This is a genomic window from Halosimplex salinum, from assembly GCF_003730195.1.
GTDB classification, from domain to species: domain Archaea; phylum Halobacteriota; class Halobacteria; order Halobacteriales; family Haloarculaceae; genus Halosimplex; species Halosimplex salinum.
This window is the reverse complement of the sequence record NZ_QWGG01000014.1, coordinates 55662-75480: the sequence shown is the minus strand read 5'-3', so window position 1 is coordinate 75480 and position 19819 is coordinate 55662. Positions and strand designations below refer to the sequence as shown.

At 59.6% G+C, this 19819-nt stretch carries 21 protein-coding genes, 1 pseudogene and 1 riboswitch; of the genes and pseudogenes, 10 read left to right on the top strand and 12 right to left on the bottom strand.

All coding sequences use genetic code 11. From position 1 onward, the window contains the following. Window positions 1–284: 284 nt before the first annotated feature. On the bottom strand, window positions 285–632 hold the full coding sequence (locus tag D1409_RS22910) for a hypothetical protein (RefSeq protein ID WP_123539283.1): 348 nt from the start codon (window positions 630–632) through the stop codon (window positions 285–287). A 187-nt stretch (window positions 633–819) separates the two neighbouring features. Continuing rightward, window positions 820–884: riboswitch (Fluoride riboswitch) on the top strand. Between the two features lie 8 nt (window positions 885–892). Here D1409_RS22910 and D1409_RS22905 point away from each other — a divergent pair. Beyond that, a complete protein-coding gene (locus tag D1409_RS22905; protein WP_123539282.1) occupies window positions 893–1306 on the top strand; it encodes a fluoride efflux transporter FluC in 414 nt (137 codons plus the stop codon). Next, window positions 1306–1647 (top strand): fluoride efflux transporter CrcB, encoded by a 342-nt coding sequence (gene crcB, locus D1409_RS22900; protein ID WP_123539281.1) that lies wholly within the window; start codon window positions 1306–1308, stop codon window positions 1645–1647. Before D1409_RS22905 ends, crcB begins: the two co-directional genes overlap by 1 nt. A 67-nt stretch (window positions 1648–1714) precedes the next feature. Here the strand turns inward: crcB and D1409_RS22895 are convergent, their stop codons facing one another. Both D1409_RS22895 and D1409_RS22890 read right to left on the bottom strand, forming a co-directional pair. Continuing rightward, window positions 1715–2716 carry a DUF6610 family protein gene (locus D1409_RS22895; protein WP_123539280.1) on the bottom strand — a complete coding sequence of 334 codons (1002 nt, stop codon included), beginning with the start codon at window positions 2714–2716 and terminating at the stop codon, window positions 1715–1717. 124 nt (window positions 2717–2840) lie between these two features. Then, on the bottom strand, window positions 2841–3056 hold the full coding sequence (locus tag D1409_RS22890; protein ID WP_123539279.1) for a hypothetical protein: 216 nt from the start codon (window positions 3054–3056) through the stop codon (window positions 2841–2843). Between the two features lie 132 nt (window positions 3057–3188). On the opposite strand from D1409_RS22890, the gene D1409_RS22885 reads away from it, so the two are divergent. After that, on the top strand, window positions 3189–3395 hold the full coding sequence (locus D1409_RS22885) for a heavy-metal-associated domain-containing protein (RefSeq protein WP_123539278.1): 207 nt from the start codon (window positions 3189–3191) through the stop codon (window positions 3393–3395). Here the strand turns inward: D1409_RS22885 and D1409_RS22880 are convergent. Then, window positions 3392–5668 carry a heavy metal translocating P-type ATPase gene (locus D1409_RS22880; RefSeq protein WP_123539277.1) on the bottom strand — a complete coding sequence of 759 codons (2277 nt, stop codon included), beginning with the start codon at window positions 5666–5668 and terminating at the stop codon, window positions 3392–3394. The genes D1409_RS22885 and D1409_RS22880 overlap by 4 nt on opposite strands. Before the next feature lie 131 nt (window positions 5669–5799). Here D1409_RS22880 and D1409_RS22875 point away from each other — a divergent pair, with 131 nt between their 5' ends. After that, a complete protein-coding gene (locus tag D1409_RS22875; RefSeq protein WP_123539276.1) occupies window positions 5800–6354 on the top strand; it encodes an ArsR/SmtB family transcription factor in 555 nt (184 codons plus the stop codon). Between the two features lie 58 nt (window positions 6355–6412). Here the strand turns inward: D1409_RS22875 and lpdA are convergent, their stop codons facing one another. Together lpdA and merA are read right to left on the bottom strand one after the other, a co-directional pair. Further along, on the bottom strand, window positions 6413–7795 hold the full coding sequence (gene lpdA, locus D1409_RS22870; RefSeq protein ID WP_123539275.1) for a dihydrolipoyl dehydrogenase: 1383 nt from the start codon (window positions 7793–7795) through the stop codon (window positions 6413–6415). Between the two features lie 116 nt (window positions 7796–7911). Next, window positions 7912–9366, bottom strand: a complete 1455-nt coding sequence (merA, locus tag D1409_RS22865; protein WP_123539274.1) for a mercury(II) reductase — start codon at window positions 9364–9366, stop codon at window positions 7912–7914. A 78-nt stretch (window positions 9367–9444) separates the two neighbouring features. Between merA and D1409_RS22860 the strand changes: the two genes are divergently transcribed. Beyond that, window positions 9445–9789 (top strand): winged helix-turn-helix transcriptional regulator, encoded by a 345-nt coding sequence (locus D1409_RS22860; protein WP_123539273.1) that lies wholly within the window; start codon window positions 9445–9447, stop codon window positions 9787–9789. 18 nt (window positions 9790–9807) lie between these two features. On the opposite strand, the gene D1409_RS22855 is transcribed toward D1409_RS22860, so the two are convergent. The 4 genes from D1409_RS22855 to D1409_RS22845 form a co-directional block, all read right to left on the bottom strand. Beyond that, window positions 9808–10965 (bottom strand): hypothetical protein, encoded by a 1158-nt coding sequence (locus D1409_RS22855; RefSeq protein WP_123539308.1) that lies wholly within the window; start codon window positions 10963–10965, stop codon window positions 9808–9810. Window positions 10966–11164: 199 nt separating this feature from the next. Then, window positions 11165–11554, bottom strand: coding sequence for a hypothetical protein (locus D1409_RS22850; protein ID WP_115862197.1), 390 nt, complete (start codon window positions 11552–11554; stop codon window positions 11165–11167). A gap of 170 nt (window positions 11555–11724) precedes the next feature. Then, window positions 11725–11856 carry a hypothetical protein gene (locus tag D1409_RS25630; RefSeq protein WP_268895837.1) on the bottom strand — a complete coding sequence of 44 codons (132 nt, stop codon included), beginning with the start codon at window positions 11854–11856 and terminating at the stop codon, window positions 11725–11727. Next, a complete protein-coding gene (locus tag D1409_RS22845; RefSeq protein ID WP_123539272.1) occupies window positions 11856–12542 on the bottom strand; it encodes a DUF6166 domain-containing protein in 687 nt (228 codons plus the stop codon). The genes D1409_RS25630 and D1409_RS22845 overlap by 1 nt, the downstream gene beginning before the upstream one ends. 118 nt (window positions 12543–12660) lie before the next feature. Here D1409_RS22845 and D1409_RS22840 point away from each other — a divergent pair. Next, window positions 12661–14025 (top strand): annotated as a pseudogene (locus tag D1409_RS22840) (restriction endonuclease). A gap of 13 nt (window positions 14026–14038) precedes the next feature. Here the strand turns inward: D1409_RS22840 and D1409_RS22835 are convergent. Then, window positions 14039–14611 carry a hypothetical protein gene (locus D1409_RS22835; protein WP_123539271.1) on the bottom strand — a complete coding sequence of 191 codons (573 nt, stop codon included), beginning with the start codon at window positions 14609–14611 and terminating at the stop codon, window positions 14039–14041. Between the two features lie 102 nt (window positions 14612–14713). Then, window positions 14714–15457 (bottom strand): Lrp/AsnC family transcriptional regulator, encoded by a 744-nt coding sequence (locus D1409_RS22830; protein WP_123539270.1) that lies wholly within the window; start codon window positions 15455–15457, stop codon window positions 14714–14716. A 416-nt stretch (window positions 15458–15873) separates the two neighbouring features. Here D1409_RS22830 and D1409_RS22825 point away from each other — a divergent pair, with 416 nt between their 5' ends. The 4 genes from D1409_RS22825 to D1409_RS22810 all read left to right on the top strand — a co-directional run bounded on the left by D1409_RS22825 (window position 15874) and on the right by D1409_RS22810 (window position 19784). Then, the gene (locus D1409_RS22825; protein WP_206425162.1) at window positions 15874–16329 is read left to right on the top strand and encodes a hypothetical protein; all 456 of its coding nucleotides are present in this window, start codon (window positions 15874–15876) and stop codon (window positions 16327–16329) included. A gap of 3 nt (window positions 16330–16332) precedes the next feature. Beyond that, window positions 16333–16752 carry a universal stress protein gene (locus tag D1409_RS22820; protein ID WP_123539269.1) on the top strand — a complete coding sequence of 140 codons (420 nt, stop codon included), beginning with the start codon at window positions 16333–16335 and terminating at the stop codon, window positions 16750–16752. A gap of 63 nt (window positions 16753–16815) precedes the next feature. Then, on the top strand, window positions 16816–19092 hold the full coding sequence (locus D1409_RS22815; protein WP_123539268.1) for an amino acid permease: 2277 nt from the start codon (window positions 16816–16818) through the stop codon (window positions 19090–19092). Window positions 19093–19097: 5 nt separating this feature from the next. Beyond that, a complete protein-coding gene (locus tag D1409_RS22810; RefSeq protein ID WP_123539267.1) occupies window positions 19098–19784 on the top strand; it encodes a potassium channel family protein in 687 nt (228 codons plus the stop codon). Window positions 19785–19819 lie beyond the last annotated feature (35 nt).

Here is a 19819-nt window from a genome sequence, read left to right as displayed (position 1 = left end):
TCACGGCGACTGCATCAGTTCAGAACGCGCCGCACCCCTCAGGGGCGAAGAAAAACACATCTCCGCGACTCCGCTTTAAATCGGGATGGCTGTCAGGGGATGGTTTTTAAAACTGCGCGTACATCGAGTAAGCTAGGATGGGTCTCTTGAGTACACTCCGCAGGGCCGTCGAAGGGGAATCATCGACCCTGTGGGAGTGCCGAAACTGTGGGGAGACACTCTCAGAGGACACCGATGAGTGTCCGAGCTGCGGGGCTGAAGATGTCGCCTGTTACGAGCTCTGATTAGCGAAGCGCTTCCTTTTCATCAGCGAAGCCGACCGTGACGAGGTACTCAAGGAACTCATCGAACCGTTCGACGTCACTGGGCGTGTCAGTCGCCAGATGACGCGTCCATTCGATGGCCCACCGGAAGGCGGGATCCGTTCCGCCTTTGCCGTGAATGTACCACCAACGAGCCGCTTTGAGAACCACGATGGGATTCGTCGGCGGCTGCTCGCTGGCGAGCCCACGGGTGATCGACTCGATTTCGTCGGGAACGTCGGTTGGATCGATGTCACCTGATTGCGTGTTCGCGATATCGACTGGAATGTCGTCGATCGAGACGTTGTCGGCGCTCTGTTGTTGACTCACAGGAAGTCACCTCGGGACGAGGACTCTCGATGGAGCCCTCGCCATTTCCGGGGCTCGAAAAACAGTCCAATCAGATGCCCTCTATTGGTCACTCTCAACGGTGAATTACGCCGACATCTGCTTTTAGGTGGACATTCATCATTTTGGAGAACGGTGAGTTTATTTGTCTGTTTACCGGAGACAGAAGCGAAACACAGGCGATGGAGTCCGCCTTCCCCAACCGCCGATTCGGCTGATGACTCCTATTTCCGGTTCGTCAGATGCTACGGAGACAACTCATTCGGCACGGGGAAGCGATCGTACTGATTGCACTTGGTGGAATTGTCGGTGCGAATCTTCGGTACGCTGTCGGGGCAGCAGCGGGTGACGCACTCCTGGTCACTCTTCTCGTCAACACCATCGGGAGCTTCGGACTCGGGGTACTCCTCTTCGATGCTCGAGCAGATGAGTCCCTCACGAAACGGGTGCGTTATGTCTTCGGAACGGGCTTCTTTGCCTCGTTTACCACCTACAGCACGTTCGTGGCCGACATTGCGTTGACCACACCGGAACTTGCAGTCCCCTATATTATTGCCAGTTACGCGTCCGGATTTGGTGGAGTATTCGCCAGTCGAAAAATCGTGGCCACGACGTCTACTACTGCAATTCAGCCTCCAACGCCGGGTGATGACTAATGGAGATTCTCCTCATCAGTATTGGTGGAGCAGTCGGTGCAGTCCTGCGTTATCTGGTCGGGCAGCTGATCGATAACATCTCGTTCCCGTGGGCAACCCTCGTCGTAAACGCGCTCGGAAGCTTCATCCTCGGTTCAGTCATTTTCGGGGTAGCTGATACCGACATCCTCCTCTTGGTGAGTGTCGGATTCTGTGGGGCGTTCACGACATTCTCGTCGTTTAGCTTTCAGACCGTTAGCCTCTGGGAACAGGGCGAACAAAGAGATGCATTCTTGAATGCGCTCGGCAATCTGACCGTCTCTCTGCTTGCATTCGGAGCTGCGTGGCTTCTCATATCCTAAGTACTGAGAAACCCCCGCTCACCAGTCGGTTCGGGAAGATCGGGAAGAGAATAGAACTCCATCTACGTCACGCCGGCGGGAGGTAGACGCTCTGCTCGCCGGCGATCTCCTCGAGGTTGTTCCGGTGACGGTGGCTGAAGTAGCACTCGTAGCTGCAGTATCCACAGATTGCGCCGGTATCGTATTCGGCGACGTATGGGCCGCGGCGGGTTCGCCAGACGTTCGTCCCGCACTTGGTACAGGCAGCTTGCTCGAGATCAGCTGGACTCGGTCCCTCGTACTCGACGGCCAGCCCCTCGTCTTCCGGTGTCGATTCAGGCCAGACCCCGTGTTGCTGCCAGAACTCGCGGACGCGAGCGAGGCTGTGGCGCACTGTCTTTCGCACGGTGACGTGGTCGGCGTCGCGACCGCTGTCGTCCCAGCCGTCGGCCGTCCAGAACTCACCGAACTGTGCGCCACGATGCAGCCCGTTCCAGTCGACGCCAACGATGTCGGCCGGTGGCTCGTCGGTGAGTGTCGGTCTGGTCAGCTGTTGAATGGCGTCGAGCTGCTTGGGCGGACTCCCGCCGAGGATGTGGACGCGCCGCCCTCTCCAATCGGCTGGGTCGGAGAATTCGTGGGCCAGGCGGTCGGCGTATCCCCGTGAATATCCGAGGACGAGGTTCTCGGGTATCGCGTCGATCACCGCCCGCGACTTCGGAACGACGATGAGCTCGGCCTCGGGGTAGCTCGCTTGGATCTCACGAGCAGCAGCGACGTGGGCGTCGACGTCGTCGATTTCGTCGACGTCCCCGATGACCCCGACCTCTGGTTCGTGCTTGAAGAACCGGTCGACGAACCGCTCCAGATCTGGATTCCGAAAATCGTTGTCGAGCATCCCGACAGGGAGGCTGAGGTTCTGATACTGCGTCTCTTGGTACCCACAGTCCTCGCGAAAGCCAGGAAGGAAGCCGAGGTCGATAGCGTCGACGACAAACGGCGCTCGATGCAGAAACGCCACATAGTCTGCTTGTCTGGCGGCAGCGATTTCGCGGGCGGTGCTGGCGCTGGAGCTCAGTTCGAGGGACATGATTAGGCTCGCGAGGCCGCTGCTGGCTGCCCCGCACCCATTCAGGGGCCCGAAAAACCGAGGCACAGCCTATTAACCAACAATAGGGGGAACTCACGCGGAGTGTGTTGGTTAAGAACAGAGCTTACTCTTCGTTCTCACGCAGCTCCTCAGCCTTCCACTTGAGCCGTCTCTGGATCTGTGTCCGATTCTGGTGGGCGTTCTCGTAGGCAACACACTCCTGAAGGGTCTCCATATCGGGAATCGTCGCGATCCCTGCCTTGATCAGGCGTGTGTTCGGTGCTTCCAGACGCTTCTCTGGAGGGAATTCGTTACTCTCTTTGTCGTCAGTGGTTCCCATTTCAAAGAGCCTCCACCCCTTTGGGGCCGACACAAACAACTCTCCGGACGGTGACGCCTCACCTCTAATAGAGATAAAACCGATACAACAGTTACCGTAATGGTCATCCCCTGCGAGTGTTTACCGGTCCGTATGGAGCGAAAGACGATTTCCGTCACCGGGATGTCGTGCAACGGGTGTGAACAGAACGTGGAGACCGCCCTGCGAAACCTCGATGGTGTGAATCGGGTCGAGGCCGACCACGACGCTGACACGGTCGACGTCGTCCTTGAGGATGGAGTCTCAGACGACGACGTGAACGCGGCAATCGAACAGGCTGGCTACGACGTAAAGGCTTAATCGGCTGTCACTCGGCCGTCTCCACGTTCGCCGTCGGTGCGTTCTTCTAGGGCGAACTCGGTGTTGACACCCTCACCGGAGAGGAGTTGACCAGCGAAGCTGTTGGCGAGAACGGCCGAGACGGACAACACCATCGCGAGCATCGCGAACACGGGATGAACAAGCCCCGTGGTCGCGGCGGCGACACCGACCCCGTTGAACGCGAAGGCCGTCGCGAGGTTCTGACGGGTCTTCCGGTAGCTCTCTTTCCCGATCTCGTAGGCGTCCATCACGCCACCAAGCCGGTCGCCCATCAGGACGATATCCGCCGATTCGATGGCGATGTCGGTCCCGGCGCCGATGGCGATCCCGATATCGGCCTGCGTGAGTGCGGGAGCGTCGTTGATGCCGTCGCCGACCATGGCTACGCGGTGACCCTCGTCCTGCAGGCGATCGATCTCCTCGCGTTTCTCGTCGGGTAAGACGTCTGCCATAACGCGGTCGATGCCGACCTCGTCGGCGACCGCGTTCGCGGTGCGCTCGTTGTCCCCGGTGATCATCACGGGCGTGATGCCGGCGTCGCGAATCCGCCGGATGGTCTCGGCGGCGTCTGCTTTGATTTCGTCGCCGATGCCGATCAGGCCGATCAGGTCACCATCACGGACGACCCCGGAGACGGTGAGCCCGCGGCCCTGGAGTCGCTCGATGTCGTCGCCCTCCTTCGACAGGTCGATCCCCTCGTCGCTAAGCCATCCCGGTTTCCCGATTAGCACGTCGTCGCTGGCCACGGTTGCCCGGACGCCCTTGCCGGTCACGGAGTCGAAATCATCGGGGTCAGCGTACTCGACATCTTGCTCGTCGGCGAACTCGAGGATCGCATCAGCGAGAGGATGCTCGGAGAACGCCTCTGCACTGGCCGCAGTCGTGAGTACATCCACCTCGTCGGCACCGAACGCGACGACCTCACTGAGGGTGGGTTCGCCGACGGTGATGGTGCCGGTCTTGTCCAACACGATGTGGTCGACGTCGGGAAATATCTGGAAGGCGTCGCCCGACCGCATCAGGATGCCACGGTTCGCGGCCTTCCCGCCGCCCCGGATCAGGGCCAGCGGTGTCGCCATCCCGAGCGCGCATGGATAGCCGAGCACGAGGACGGCCAGCGCCGCGAACGCCCCGCGCTGGACGTTGGGGGCTGCCCCCCACGCGAGTGGGGCAACCACCCAGAAGAGGAACGACAACCCAGCGATCGTCAAGACGCCGGGGACGAAATACTTGAGCACGCGGTCGGCGAGCTGGATGATGCCGGGCTTCATCGCCCGGGCCTCCTCGATCTCGCGGGCCACCTGATTGAGGAACGCGTCCTCCCCGGTTGCAGTTACCTCGATGAGGAGCGTTCCGGTCTCGTTGACGCTGCCACCGATTACCCTGTCGCCGCCCGTTTTCTCCTCGGGGATGGACTCGCCGGTGGCGACTGACTCGTCGACGGTGGACTCTCCCTCGACGACCGTCCCATCGACAGGGATGTTCTCGCCAGGCTTGACCCGGACGTAGTCGCCGACGTCGAGGTCGTCGAGGGGGACTTCCTTGACGTCACCGTCATCACTGACGCGGCGTGCTGTGTCGGGCTGGATGTCGAGCAGGTTCTGCACGGCCTGTGAGGCGCGCGTGCGGACGATGAGGCTCGTATATTCGGAGAGGATGTGGTAGGTGGTGATGAACACGGAGACGGCGAAGAAGTGGACGGTCGGGAAGCTCGGGAAGACAAACAGGCCGAGTAACCCCCCGAGGAGCCCGGCGAAGGCGCCCGCTTCCAGAAGGACGTGCTGGTTGAAGATCCTCCGACGAAGGCTCTGGAACGCTTTCTGTTTGATGTAGCGCCCGGGACCGAACATCGTCCCGAGCGCTAGCCCCAGCGTCACCAGGTCCATCGCGAGCGATGCCGACTCGAAGCGTCCCATTACGAGAATCATCCACCCCATCAGGGCAGCGACAACGATAGATGCGCCGCCGGCGATGAGGAGACGGCGCTTCCCGTCGGCGAGTTCGGCCTGCTGCTGCTCGTATCGTTTTGCCTTGTCCGGATCTCGGATGGTGTAGCCGAGGTCCCGGAGTGTGTCCTTCACCGCCACCTCGCTCAGGCGGTCATCGTCGTACTGGACGAGGACCTCCTCGTGGGCGAGACTCACGTCGACGTCCTCGACACCATCGGTTCGGCTGTAGGCCTTCTTGATGCTCTCGGCACAGAACGAGCAGGACATCCCCCCGACGTTGAATTGTTCGTGTGTCGTTCCCATCGTGCCTGTTGGTTATCGTGCGACGCGGATAACCATTACGACGAACGTAATAGCGGTTTCGAGATACTAATACTGCTGCCGGGAGAGTGGCGTTACTATTACTGTTGTTGTCCGCTTATGTCGTCACACGAATGGCGCTCCTCGAATCTGACGTGCCGATCCGCGAAGTCGTGACGACGGACCCGGAGAAAGCGAAGGCGCTGGAGAACGACGTCCGGGCGAAGATCCTCGACATGCTCGCGACCGAGGAGATGACCATCGAGGGGATTCACGACGAACTGCATCGTCGCGGCGAGGAGAAGGCGGAGACGACGGTGCGCCATCACGTGAACGTTCTGAAGGAAGCGGGGATGGTCGAGATCGCACGTCTCGAGGAAGCTGGTGGGGGGACGCGGAAGTACTACAAATCGAACACACGGGTCTTCTCGTACGACCTTCCAGAAAGTAGTGGAGAGCAACTTGCTTCGGCACAGGATACGACTCGTGAAGAGCTAGCTGCGCTGATCGAGACCCTCGCGGAGCAACACGGCGACGAGATCGAGGCTGTGGCTAGGGAGATGAAGCCGTGTGAATACTGCCAAACCCAGCACTACGAGGAGTTTGTCGTTCGGGAACTGCTCAATCGCGCGCTCATCGACCTCGGCGAAACCGGGGAGCTCGACGATCTCCTATCGACAGCTGAGTAAGCGATTTCGAGGTGAAATATCGCCTGCTCTGTGACGTGATGACCCTCTTTGAGACGCGTTACGATGGCTTATGAACACCACCAGCGGCGGAGTTGATGCTCTCGGGGAGCGTGGGGTGGATGTGCATCGTGTCGGCGACCTGGTCGGCGGTCGCGCCGAGTTCGATGGCGAGGACGAGTTCGTGGACAATCTCAGCTCCTTGTTCGCCGACGACGTGCGCGCCGAGGAGCTCGTCGGTGTCGGCGTCAGTGACGAGCTTCACGAACCCCTCGGTCTCACCCAGCGCCTTCGGCTTGCCCTGGTCGGCGAAATCCTGGCGGCCGACGCCCACCTCGTACCCCTCGTCGCGAGCTTCCCGTTCGGTCAGCCCGACGTGCCCAACCTGCGGATCGGTGAACACCGCCCACGGGACGGTTCGGCCCTCAATGCTGATCTCCTCGTCTTTCGCGAGGTGCCGATACAGGAGGTCTGCGTCGTCGCGAGCGGAGTGGGTGAACATCGGCGGCCCACTCACGTCGCCGATGGCGTAAACTCCGTCAGCAGTCGCTCTGAAGCTGTCGTCGGTCTCGACGAATCCCCGATCGTCGAGCGACACGCCGATATCTTCGAGCCGGAGACCGTCCGTATTCGGTGTTCGGCCCGCGGCGAGGGCGACGTCCGAGACGGTGATGGAAACGTCGTCGTCAGCATCGGCGTCGACACGAATACCGTCGTCGGCCTCCGCAAGTGCCGTCACGGGCGCACCGGTCTGAACGGTGATTCCCTCGTTTTCGAAGGCGCTCTCAATGACCCCGCTCACCTCTGGATCTTCTTGTGGAAGGAGGCGCTCACTTCGCTGGAAGACGGTGACGTCAGCACCGAACCGGCTGTACATCTGGGCGTACTCGCAACCGACGTAGCCACCGCCGATGACGGCCAGCGAGTCGGGGACTGAGTCGAGGGTGAGCAGGTCGGTGCTGTCGTGGACATCCACATCCTCAAGGCCGTCAATCGGTGGCTTCGCTGGGCGAGCACCCGTATTGATGACGACCCGTTCGGCTGATAGCGTGCGGTCGTCGACGCAGACCTTGTGTGGGGATTCGAAGACGCCATGGCCCTCGACGAAGTTGATGTTCTCGTTGCCCTCGACGTTCTCATAGGCCCCCTCGCGGATGCTCTCGACGACGTCGTCCTTGCGGTCGACGATTACGTCCATGTCGGCCTCGATGGCGCCGTCGATGTCGATACCGAACTCTTCGCTCCGGCGAGCGAGGTTTGCGACCTCTGCGCTCCGGAGCATCGTCTTCGTCGGGATACATCCACGATTGAGACAGGTGCCGCCGAGGAGGTCTTCCTCGATGAGCGCCGTCTCCATCCCGGAATACGCACACTTCATCGCGACCGGGAGGCCAGCCATCCCGCCGCCGAGGACAAGCAGGTCGTAGTCGTATCCGTTACTCATCGGTCTGCCCTCCACAGATGGTGTCGTCGCTAGCCGTTGCTTCTCGGTCTATACACAATGCGGATGTCACTGTATTCTTGGCCTCGGTCATAATTTGGATAATGCTGGTGGGGGGGTTACTCGATACAGCAGCTCATCGTAGCCGTGTCCCGGCGGAACGCCTGACAGGCGTGTTTGAACGCCTCGGAGAACGTCGGGAACGGGTGGACGGTGTCGATGATGTCGTCGATGGTGAGGCCGAACCTCACAGCCAGTGTGGCTTCCATAATCATGTCAGCGGCACGGGGCCCGACCATGTGGACGCCGACGATTTCGTCGGTCTCGTGGTGCTTGACGACCTGGACGAGGCCATCCGTGTTTTTGACAGCTTTCGCTCGCGGTACGTCCTCCATCTGGACGGTCCGACAGGAACAGATGCCGTGTTCGTCCATGTACTCGAATTCGGTCGTCCCGACGGCTGCGACCTCGGGACTTGTGAAGACGACTGCGGGGACCGCATCGTAGTCGATGCTGACGCCTTCATCGCCGAAGGCGTTCTTGACGGCGTGATTGCCTTCCTTGGCGGCGACCGTCTCCAGTTCGGGCTCGCCGATTACGTCGCCACCGGCGTACACGTCGGGATTCGTGGTCTGGAAGTGCTCGTCGACGTGGATCGTCCCGTCGTCGTTCGTTTCAACTCCCACTGATTCGAGGGCGATACCCTCGCTGTTGGGCTGAACACCGGTCGCGACGAATAGTGCGTCCCCGGTCACCGTCTGCTCGGTGCCCTCGACGACTGTCTCGACAATGACGCTCGATTGGATTGCTTCGACCCCGCCGTCAGTTGCTGATGTGCGCACGCGCTGGAAGTCGTTGCCGGTGACCACATCGATCCCTTCGTCTTCGAATGCGCGCTGCATCTCTCGCCCGAGCTGGCCTTCCATTCCCGAGAGGACACGCTCGGAGCGCTGGAGGATGGTCACGTCGACGCCGACGCGGTGGAGAATCTGCCCCCACTCGAGGGCGATATAGCCGCCTCCGATGATGACGATGCGCTCCGGGAGGTCCCGCTCTTCGAGGATGGTTTCGCTCGTGTAGTAGTCGATGTCGTCGAGGCCGTCGATGGGTGGCGCCCATGGTGAACTTCCGGTCGCGATCAGGGCTTTCTCCCCGGTGATACGCGCACCTTCGTCGGTTCCTTCAACGACCTCGATGGTTGTGTCGTCGACCAGCTGGCCGTAGCCCTCGTAGATGTCAGTCTCGAAGTGTTCAGCGACGTCGACGTAGTTCTCCTGGCGGAACCGTTCGACGAGTTCGTCGGTTCCGTCGAGTGCGTCGGCCCAGTCAACGGTCGGCTCCTCGGGGTATCGAACGGCGTCGAAGGGGTTCTCCGACGCTGCAGCGCCGCTCTCGGTGACGGCAAGCAGATGCTTACTCGGCACACAGCCGACATTCACGCAGGTCCCACCGATCGGCAGGCCGGTGTTCACCATCGCCGTCGAGAGATTTCGGCGGCTTGCTTCGGTAATCGCGGCGAAGGCTGCGGCACCGCCGCCGAGAATCACGAGATCGTATTGAGAGTCGCTCGTCACGCGTACTATTACTTTACGACGGGAAAGGCTTATACTTCGGAGTCCAAAGCTATGGAGTAAGTTGGAGGCCGCAAAGCTATGGCAGATACCACCTCATCAGCACCCGTCTGTGACGTCGACGGCACGTGCTATTGTCCACTCACGGGTGTCATCGACACGTTGAGCCGGAAATACGCGATGCAACTCGTCAGTATCATCGGCGCGCACGACTCACTGCGGTTCGCGGAGATCGAGGACCACCTCCCGACGGCGAGCACGTCCACGATCTCGAAACGCCTCGACGAGTTCAGGGAGGCAGGGCTCGTCTCACGGACGCAGTACAACGAAATTCCGCCGCGTGTCGAATACGCGTTGACTGACGACGGCGACGAGGTTCGAACACGACTGGAACCGTTACTCCAGTGGGCAACAGAAAACAACTGAGAGACGGAAGTTCGAGTATCAGCTCATCGCTTCTTGGAACCGCTCACGGAGCGCATCCTCACGCTTCTCGAACTGATCGACCTTCTCCTGCAGATCGTCGCTGACGCGCTCGATGCTCGCCAGCGCTCGTTCGCCGGCCAGGGAGGCCTGTGACCCGTCGTCGTCCGCCTCTAACTCCTGCTTGTACGCCTGCTCGACGCGCTCGATCGTGCCTTCCGGGTTGAACAGAATGTCGTTGGCGATGCGGACGTACTGATCGAGAGACGCCCCTTCTTTCCCCTGGAAGAAGTGGGTGAGCGCGTACGTCGCGCCGGAATGCAGCGTCCACATATCGATCTCGAACGGTGACGCGGCGTTGGCTTCTGCATCGCCGGCGGCGCGCTCGGCCAGGTAGTCCGGGAAGCCCAGCAGGGTGTAGAACTCCGTGACGGTGAACGGGAGCTCCGAGAAGTCGAGGTCGATGTCCTGAGCGTCCCGGATGAACTCGAAGAGGTCGTCGGCGACGAGTTCGACCTGTGCGAGGAGTTCCTCCCACCAGCTCCGGAAGTTCCGCACGTCGCCGACGTGTTTGATGACCTCCTTGTCGGTGAGCGAGCGCATCGTGTTCGAGCAGTAGCCATCCTGGGCGAACCCCTCCACGTAGACGGCGTGCTCGCCGAAGAAGTCGTAGCCCGACGTGACGCCCATCGTGATCGGGTCCGACCGGCCAGGAAGGCGCACCTCGAGGCCGTCGAACATGATGTCCATGTGGACCTCGCCGCCGCCCCGGTAGCGCCGAATCTCGCCGAACATCACCTCGCCCAGCGGCGTCCCGTCGATGGTCTCCTCGCGGAGGACCTCCTCTAGCGGGCCGTAGACGTCGACCGGGTTGATGATCGAGTACGAGTCAGTCGGGATATGGAACAATGGGTCTGTCCCCGCTTCCGCTTCACGGCCCTGCGAGCGGGCGCGACTCGGCTCGACGAGCGCGTTGAACCGCTCCGTCTCGACCCACTCGTCGGTGTATGGATTCTGGTACGCCACGGTCGTCTCGACGGCTTGCGGAAGATCACGAACCGCCTCGGCGAAGGTCACGGTGTCTGCATCCCTGTGACGCTCTCGGTACCACTCAGGTAGTTCGGTGTCGGTACGTCCATCGACGCCAGCGAAGATGGTTCTGGACTCTGGATCTTTCATTTCGGTCACCTCACTTGAGGAATCCTCGTCGACGTGCGACTGCATCGTCGCGCGCCCTGCGCCCCTCTCCCGGGCGCAAAAACTACACTACTTTAACCAACACTCGTCTTCGGTCCCGGAACTCGTTGGTTAATTGGGCCTTCGCAGATTGGCGCGAAGAGCCCCTCAAAAATGAGACTGGATGGCCTATTGTCGGCGACTACTCTCGTTCTTCGAGGACGATCCGCCTTGCTTCAGCTACAAGTCCGTGAGCATCAGCCATCGCTTCCGCATCAAGTGCGACTGCGGCTCCAACTCCATCTTCGAGAACGAAATTCATCTCGATAACGTTCTCGAAGCACTGCACAAGGCAGGTGAGCTGTCCGTGGTCTTCTGAGAAGGTGTTCTCGTAGATTGGCGCCGTCAACGATTCCATCCGGGAATCGTCAATTGCTGATTCGAGTTCGTCTGTCGTATATTGCTCAGCGACGTCGTCCCTGAGATGGACGATCTCGTACGTGTCTTCCTCGTATTTCACGATACTTCGGAGATTCCCGTCGGTTCGTTGCTCGAAGAAGTTCTCGAGCCGGGTGGCCATCCTTGTCGCCATATTACCAACTCGTGTCTCTTTCAACATAGGTTTAAGCCAAAGAAATCACAATATTGTATCAAATCCGGCCAGATTTTGCTCTTCGCTTCTCCCTGTACGGTCAATCTGCTCGGGAGTTTGCATATACTGGAATCCGGCACTCCGCCATTAGTCTACAGACTATGGTTGGGTTACGAGTCGGTGTCGTCGGTGGTCTCCTGTCGGTCGTTGTATCGCTCCAGTTCGCGTCCGATCTTCTTGAGCGCCTCGACCCCACGTTCGAGGAGCTGGTGGGTGGCTCGCGCCAGTCGAAGCGTCTCCATCAGGGCTCCCCCTCTGGGGGTTCGATGAGGTCGTTGCTCTCCTCTGCGAGCTTCTGGATTACCTGTTCCACGTCAGCCTCCTCGGCAACCGTCCGATGTGCAAGCGGGGCAGGATACGCATGGTCGCCCTGGCTGCAGAGAACGACCAGCCACTCGTCGCTTCCATCCCCGTGTACGATGTAGTGGTCGCGATCAGCGCGCTGGAAGACCCGCCGGTCCGGGTGGGAGACGGTTCGCCAGTTCTCGGGGAGCGTCGGCGACGGCCGTCCACCGTCGGGGAGGGCGACGCCGTCGTCGGTAAGGGTCGCCATCGCGGCGTCGATCTCCTCGCCGGTGAGGTGCCAACACGCCGCGGTACCGTCGCACTCCAGCTGCGAGACCACCTGATTCCGGAACGCGATGTAGTGCTCACGGGCGGCCTGTTCGTCGTCGTAGTAGTCGAGTAGGAGTGCGCACGCGAGCTGGGCGGGCCCGCTACCACTGTACCCCCACTCGAACCCGCTTGGACTGTGGTTGATGAGGTCCAGACTGCGCTCGAGGGAGAGTCGCCGATGCTCCGAGAGGTTCAGGACGACGGCTTGGCCGTCGACGCGGAAGCCGACGTATTCGACTGTGTCTCGGTGGAACTGTGCGGACGATGCGACTGAAACGGATTCCGAACTGGCTGCAGGTACATTCCCGTTCATTCGTTGCTCGCGGGCGGTTCGGTGACCCCCGCACCCCTCTCAGGGGTTCAACAAACAGGACGGCGTAGCGTTCGGCAACGTATTTGGCAGTTGCAACGTACTGTTCACATAATTGAGGATGGCTGTACTGGACGATCTCTCGGGGTTCGAGTTCGAGGACGTGATGGAGGACGTGTTTCGCAACCTCGGCTACGAGAACGTCCGCCAGGCCGACCGCACGGCTGACGAGGGTCGCGACGTCATCATGGAGGAGGTCGTCGACGGCACCCGGCGTGCGATCATCGTCGAGTGCAAGCACACGGGGACAGTCGGGCGGCCGGTCGTCCAGAAGCTCCATTCGGCGATCGCGACGTTCGACTTCGACGGCCCGAAACGCGGAATGGTCGTCACGACCGGCCGGTTTACGAACCCTGCTCAGGAGTACGCCGACCGCCTCCAGCAGAACGACGACCCCCATCCAATCGAGCTGCTCGACGGCGAGGATCTCCGGGAGATTGCGGACGAGATCGGCCTCGACCTCTACAACGGTCGCATCGAGATTCTCTGCGACGAGACCCTACGCCCGTACGACCCGGCTGCCGACGTCGACGCGCCAGTCACGGAGGCGTTCCGCGACATCGAGAACATCGAGGCCGCCGACCTCCTAGAACCGCACTCATCGGTGACGTTCCGCCCGGTGGTCGCGGTCACCGCGGACACGAACGCCGTCTTCGAGACGTCGGTGGGCGTCATCCACCGGATCAACGACCGATCGCGATTCGTCGCCCACGCCGAGCGCGGGCAGCCGCAGGTCGTCGATGAAGACGTCGCGACGCTGGTCACCGAGAACCTCCACGCGACGGTCGACCTCGACACCGAGCAGTTCGGAGAGGTGTTCGACGACGTCGAGGAGCGGCGGTACGGGCAGACCCAAACGGAGTACAAGGAGTGGGCCGTCAAGCGACTCCAGCAGCATCACACGACGACGGTCACCTACACCGGCGACAACAACGTCACGTACAACAAGACCTGCGAGCCGAACCGCTCGGATATCTCCGTCCAGTCGATCGAACCGGTGTACCTCCCCGCGGTTCGGCACACCACCGACATCTAGGAGTACACCTATCCCTACGAGTACTACACGGCAGGCCCGTCACGAGTGACCGCCGAGGACGGCATCCATCGGTGCGTCCACTGTGACACGAGTGGCGTCGACGAGACGTACACGTACTGTCCGAACTGCGGGGCCATCGCCTGCACCAGCCACATCAAAACGGAGCGGCTGGAAGGTGAGCCGATCTGTACGGGCTGTGCAGTCACCGAGCGGTTCGCGCTGAAGACGAAGTACTTCTACGACGAGGAGAACCTCGAAGCGTTCCGCGAGGAGTACGCCGACATGCCCCTCCACGAGAAAGCGATGGAGAACAAGTGGCTGGCCGGTGGGAGCGTGGTCGCGACGCTGCTGCTCGTCGTCGGACTACTCGTCATCGGCGGCATCATCTGAGCGGGCTCGGTGTTTACGCCGCCTCAGCGACCAGCTCTTCGAGTGCGTGCTCAAGCGGGCCGTGGAACTGCCAGCTGGCCCGCTCGAAGGCTTCCTCGGTCGGGCCATCCCAGCGCGGGAATGCGGAATGACCGCTCACCTTAACGGTCCACTCGGAGGGCTCCTCGAATGGGTTCCGGGTTGGGAGCTCGACGACGTAGAGATATTCCTCGTCGCCGTGGATGCCGTCGGCCGGATTCTCGACGCCATGACCGAGCAGGAACAGCGGCTGGTCAAGATGCTCCATATTGTCCGGCTCGAGGAGATCCGAGGGGTGGTCAGCGTGGATGCTCCGGTCACGCCCTTCGTCCACGTAGAGGGTCATGGTCGAGAGCGTGTCGAGGAACAGGAACTGGGCAGCGGCGTACGCAGGCCCGCGCTCAGTTCGCGTCTCGTCGAGCAACTGCTTCAGCTGGACAAGGTCACGGAGGACGCTGTCGGGATAGCCGTCCGAGTGTCGGTAGATTTGTGCGATGCGGTCGGTTTCGGACTGTTCGTCTGCGGTCTCGCTCCGTTGGATGAATCGGAGTTGACTTCGTGTCGACATCGATAACCGCCGACGCGTGTGCGCCGGCACCCATCGCCGGCGCCAGAAAAACAGTCACTGACGTGAACCATCGAGCCCGCTTGCGAACCCTCAGCTCCTGTCTTAGTCTCCGGTAAAGGCTTCGAGTGTCTCTTCAGTCACCCCTGAGCGTGAATGGATCGTGACGAAATCGTCCTCCTTGATCAACGTCTCCCCCGTCGGAGTGATGGTCCCCTCATCACGGTTGATCCGGACGACAAGCACATCGGAGGGGATGAGCTCCTCTTCGTTCGCTTCTTGGAGCGTTTTCCCGGCGATTGGGGCCTGTTCTCTCACAATGATTTCAACGACATCGGCATCGCCCGCAAGCCCCGCGACGCCGGTCACTGGTGAGGCTCCCTCTTCGTCGCGGGGCCCGAATGGGGCGTATGGGCGGAAATACTCTCTGTGTATCAAGTCTTCGTCGTCGATCTCGATACCGAGCGATGTAATCCCTTGCGCGATCCGCGTAAGATCGTCGGTGTCCGTCCCGACGACCGTAATCCGGAGGTCACCTTTTCCGGACATGATCTCTCGAACGTTGATCACTCCCGGGACGTCGAGTACACGGTGGGCCATCTCTTCTCGGTCTCGATTCCCCGTACTACAGACGTAATGGTTGGTCAGCCGGCCACCGACCTTCTGATAATCAATATCGGCGTGGTATCCTCGAATCACGCCCTCCTCCTCGAGACGCCGGATTCGGTTTCGCACGGTCGGTGCCGAGACGTCGACTTTCTCTGCGATATCGGGCGCAGAGGTGTGTCGGGCCTCTTGAGATAGATAATACAGAATCTGCTCGTCAACCGTATCGATCTGAAGGGGCATATTTATAGCTTAAGATTGATTCCACTAGCTCTTTTAAGTTATCATTAAGTATCTGTTTGGGATGTGGTCATCTCTTCAACCTCACTACGTCTGAAATCGCTGAATCACCGTCTAATCCCGCAGTAGACACTCTGAAACAGGGTTTGAACGAATAAAAAATTTATGACCTTCTTAGTACTGGTTCGTTTGAAAATCCGGAGCATATTTATCATTCCGAAGTGTGGCCTCGTATATGGCCCTACTCTGCACCCTCGTTACTCCGTCAGTCGATGCGACTCAAACTATAGAGAACACGGCAGTCAGTCGGCCTGTTTCGCTCGACTTCAATGTGACTAAACCGTATTTGTGGCGTTTCTCAAGCGGTTCTCTTCGTGAGGCGGATGAGCGTCGTTCTTCTGAAAGGAGGGGGTGAGAACATGAGTAACCCCAATGAAGATCCAGAAGCACCCGATACTCTGTCCGATGCGCTGATTCAACGGATCGATTCGTTGGAACTCTCTGAGTTGAAAGCGGTTCTCTCGTATGTCGAGCGCCGTATTGAGGCGCTTCGTACTCCAATCGAAGAGGAGATTGAAGCAACCGCAGCTGGGGAAGTTCTTCAGATCGAGAATCACGGCGCGTACGCACTCGTGCGAAAGCATCCTCCGAATCCGAATGGCCCCGGCGCTAATACCGAGATTGTCTCACTGTATCACGTCCGTCGGGAACCGCAGCTGGATGGAACGGAATCACTGCACTGGGCGTATCTCGGAGACGTCCATAACTCGGAACAAATTCGCTGTGATTCCTGCGGTGGTATCCTTGACAAGAAAGCATCTGCCTGTCCGCATTGTGGCAGTGAGAACGTCCACCAATCAGAGACGGAGGAGTAAGCCATGCCAGAATCACTTACAAAGCATCTCGTTGTCCCCGTTGCGGACGAAGAGGATGCACGTGAAACAGCGCAGATACTTGATGACTATGAACACGGTCAGGTGACCGTCGTTCACGTAATCGAGAAGGGAGAAGGGGTCCCTGACAAGCTCCCGCTCGAACAGGCAGAACAACGGGCTTCGAAGGCATTTGGAGCGTTCCGTGGACTTATCCCGGAGATAGACACGGAAACTGCATACCGGAGAGATGTCGTTGCTGCAATTATCGAAGTTGCAGCAGATTTGGATGCCAGCGCTATTGCGTTTCGCCCCCGTGGTGGGAATCGTCTCGTCCAGTTCTTGTCCGGTGATAAGGCGCTCAAGCTGGTCACAGATGCGGACCGGCCGGTGATTGCACTCCCAGAAGAAACCGAACACGAATGATGGTTGAGTTGATGCGAATATGCACACACGTAGCGACGCGCACGGCAACGAAGGTGGTATCGTATGAGTGAGACTGAGCAAGAACTTGCCCGCGATCTCGGGTTCCTCGAGGCTTACACGATCGGTCTCGGGACGATGATTGGAGCCGGGATTTTCGTCCTCCCGAGTATCGCTGCCGAGCAAGCGGGCCCTGCCAGTATGATTTCGTTCTTCGCCGGTGGGCTCGTGTCATTGTTAGCGGCGCTCTCCCTCTCAGAGTTGGCGACCGGGATGCCGAAGGCCGGGGGTAGTTACTACTACGTCAATCGAGCGCTCGGGCCGTTCTTCGGAAGTATCGTCGGCTGGGGGATGTGGGCTGGACTGACATTCGCTTCGGCGTTCTACATGATCGGCTTCGGCCAGTACCTCCTACCAGGACTCGGCCAATACATCGGCTTCCTCGCTGGCTGGGGCCAGATGGGGATTACCGTCGCGGCACTGGTGATGGCAGCGTTGTTGACCGCCGTCAACTACTACGGTGTCAAGGAAACGGGAGCACTCCAGAATGTTATCGTCCTTACGCTCGTTGCACTCATTCTTGCGTTCCTCGCTCTCGGTCTCTTTAGTGGGCCGACTATTGGGGAGTTCAATCCCAACGGCTGGCCGGCCGTTGCAGCGACGATCGGGACCGTCTACGTGACGTTCATCGGGTTTGAGGTGATCGCAACCAGTGCTGAGGAAATCAAGAACCCCAGTCGAAACCTCCCACTCGCGATGATTGCGGCGGTCGTGACGCCAACTCTGATGTACGTCGGTGTGATGTTTGTCTCAACAGGAACGCTGTCGATTGAGGCCCTCACCGTCTCGCAGATCCCGGTTGCTGACGTGGCAACCGAATTTATGGGGCCGATCGGAGCGCTGGCGATGATCGTCGGCGCTGTCCTGGCGACGGTATCGAGTGCAAACGCGAGCATCCTTTCGGCTGCACGAGTTAACTTCGCAATGGGGCGGGACCGAATCCTCGTCAACTGGCTCAACGAAGTCCATGATCGGTTCCGAACACCGTACCGAGCGATCACAGCCACTGGGATACTCACCCTCGTACTGATCGCTATTGGCGTTGGAATCGGCACGCTCGCCGAGGTGGCGAGCTTCATGTACCTGGTGACGTACGCCCTCGTTCACGTCGCCGTCGTTGTCTTACGGCGGGCGAATCCCGAAGCGTACGATCCAGCTTTCAAAATCCCAAAGGGGTTGTATCCTATCGTGCCGATCCTGGGATTCGTGGCCTGCCTGGCGATTCTTGTGCAGATGAGCATCATCATTCAGGCTATCGGAACCGTTATCGTCGTCTTCGGTGTGCTCTGGTATCTCGGATACGCACGCGACCGGGCACTCAGTACCAGCCTCGTCGGTGAAGCAATCGCACCCGAACCGACTGCGATGGCGAACGGTGAAGGCCGCTATCGCGTGGTAGTCCCCGTTGCGAATCCGGAGACTGAACGCGATTTGCTTCGAATGGCTGCAGCTAGCGCACACGCCCACGAGGATGAACACGCTGAGGTAATCGCGGTCAACGTCATCGAGGTTCCGCGCCAAACCTCGCTCTCCCAGGATCTTACGTTCGAAGAGGAGCGCGTCGAACGGCAACAGGAACTGCTGGAGTCCGCTCGTGATATTGCCACCGACCTCGATATCGGCCTCCAGACGCGAGCGATAGTCGGTCGCGATGCTGGATCTGTCATCTTAGACGTGATCGAAGAGGAAAATGCAGATCACGTCTTGATCGGTTGGCAGGGCACCCGGAGCCGCCGTGAACACGTTCTCGGGTCAACGATCGACCCCGTGATTGGGCGTGCTCCCTGTGATGCGACGCTGGTGAAGCTCGGTCCCGAAGGCGGACGCGGTGAAGGGGATGTCATGGTGCTTGCTGGTGAGGGGCCGCACGCGCCGGTTTCGGCCCGGCGTGCTGCTGAGTTCGTCGCCGCATCTGACGAATCGTCGTTGACGCTTCTCAACGTTCAATCGCCAGAATCCGAGAGTGACGAAGATCTCTCGCCGACCGAGCGTGGTGAAGCAGTGATTGCCGAATTAGCCGAACGTGCTGGAATCGAATACATGTCGTATGATGCCAAGGTGATGGTAGCTGAGGATACTGAACAGGCGATTATCGAGGCAGCTCAGGAATACGACACGGTCTGTGTCGGTGCGACACGATCGGGAACTATTTCACAGGCTGTCTTTGGGTCACTGCCGGAGAAAATCGGCGCAGAACTAGCTCAAACCGTTGTAATGGCTCGCGGACCGGAAGAATCACCTATGTCAGTTCGTGAAGCGCTCAGGCGGAGACTGGAGGTGTAAATTCTATGTACATTATTATCATCGGCGCAGGCGATATCGGGACACCGCTTATCGATGTTGCGACGCGGTCTGGCAACGAGGTTGTCGTCATCGAGCGTGATGAAAAACGTGCGAATCGGGCCGCTGATCGATTTGATTGCCTCGTCTTGAACGCTGATGCGACGACGAAGGACACGTTAGCTGACGCCGGTGCCGATCGGGCTGATGCGTTCATCTCGACCACGGACCAAGATGCAACGAACGTGATGACCTGCCTGCTTGCGAAGGAATTTGAGGTTCCTTCGATTCTTTCAGTCGTTCACGATCCCGATCACATGAATCTCTTCCGGCAGATCGGCGTGAACACGATGGAGAACCCTCAACAGCTGATCGCTGATTATCTCTATCGGGCCGTGGCACGGCCGGCGATCGTCGATTACATGCGCATCGGTGAGGAAGCCGAGGTCTTCGAAATCACGGTTACCGAGGAGGCGCCTATCGCAGGCAAAACACTCCAGCAGGCCACACAGGCGGAATTAATCACAGACGATATGCTCGTTGTTGCAATTGAACGTGAAGGAAATGACCATCCGATTACTCCACGTGGTAACACGACTATCAAAGAAGGTGATCTGCTGACAGTGTACTCCGGTGTCGGTGCGGACCCGGAAATCACGGACATCTTTGGGCATTATGAAGACCGGGTTGAATGAACTGATGTCGTTGAATTTCAGGGCGATCGTGGCAG

Coding starts and splice junctions, on each gene's coding strand:
- D1409_RS22890 (WP_123539279.1), bottom strand. CDS start 3,056: ATGGGAACCACTGACGACAAAGAGAGTAACGAATTCCCTCCAGAGAAG.
- D1409_RS22885 (WP_123539278.1), top strand. CDS start 3,189: ATGGAGCGAAAGACGATTTCCGTCACCGGGATGTCGTGCAACGGGTGT.
- D1409_RS25630 (WP_268895837.1), bottom strand. CDS start 11,856: ATGGAGACGCTTCGACTGGCGCGAGCCACCCACCAGCTCCTCGAACGT.
- D1409_RS22830 (WP_123539270.1), bottom strand. CDS start 15,457: ATGCCCCTTCAGATCGATACGGTTGACGAGCAGATTCTGTATTATCTA.
- D1409_RS22845 (WP_123539272.1), bottom strand. CDS start 12,542: ATGAACGGGAATGTACCTGCAGCCAGTTCGGAATCCGTTTCAGTCGCA.
- D1409_RS22815 (WP_123539268.1), top strand. CDS start 16,816: ATGAGTGAGACTGAGCAAGAACTTGCCCGCGATCTCGGGTTCCTCGAG.
- D1409_RS22810 (WP_123539267.1), top strand. CDS start 19,098: ATGTACATTATTATCATCGGCGCAGGCGATATCGGGACACCGCTTATC.
- D1409_RS22850 (WP_115862197.1), bottom strand. CDS start 11,554: ATGGCGACAAGGATGGCCACCCGGCTCGAGAACTTCTTCGAGCAACGA.
- D1409_RS22820 (WP_123539269.1), top strand. CDS start 16,333: ATGCCAGAATCACTTACAAAGCATCTCGTTGTCCCCGTTGCGGACGAA.
- D1409_RS22835 (WP_123539271.1), bottom strand. CDS start 14,611: ATGTCGACACGAAGTCAACTCCGATTCATCCAACGGAGCGAGACCGCA.
- crcB (WP_123539281.1), top strand. CDS start 1,306: ATGGAGATTCTCCTCATCAGTATTGGTGGAGCAGTCGGTGCAGTCCTG.
- D1409_RS22860 (WP_123539273.1), top strand. CDS start 9,445: ATGGCAGATACCACCTCATCAGCACCCGTCTGTGACGTCGACGGCACG.
- D1409_RS22895 (WP_123539280.1), bottom strand. CDS start 2,716: ATGTCCCTCGAACTGAGCTCCAGCGCCAGCACCGCCCGCGAAATCGCT.
- D1409_RS22825 (WP_206425162.1), top strand. CDS start 15,874: ATGAGTAACCCCAATGAAGATCCAGAAGCACCCGATACTCTGTCCGAT.
- D1409_RS22855 (WP_123539308.1), bottom strand. CDS start 10,965: ATGAAAGATCCAGAGTCCAGAACCATCTTCGCTGGCGTCGATGGACGT.
- lpdA (WP_123539275.1), bottom strand. CDS start 7,795: ATGAGTAACGGATACGACTACGACCTGCTTGTCCTCGGCGGCGGGATG.
- D1409_RS22880 (WP_123539277.1), bottom strand. CDS start 5,668: ATGGGAACGACACACGAACAATTCAACGTCGGGGGGATGTCCTGCTCG.
- D1409_RS22875 (WP_123539276.1), top strand. CDS start 5,800: ATGGCGCTCCTCGAATCTGACGTGCCGATCCGCGAAGTCGTGACGACG.
- D1409_RS22905 (WP_123539282.1), top strand. CDS start 893: ATGCTACGGAGACAACTCATTCGGCACGGGGAAGCGATCGTACTGATT.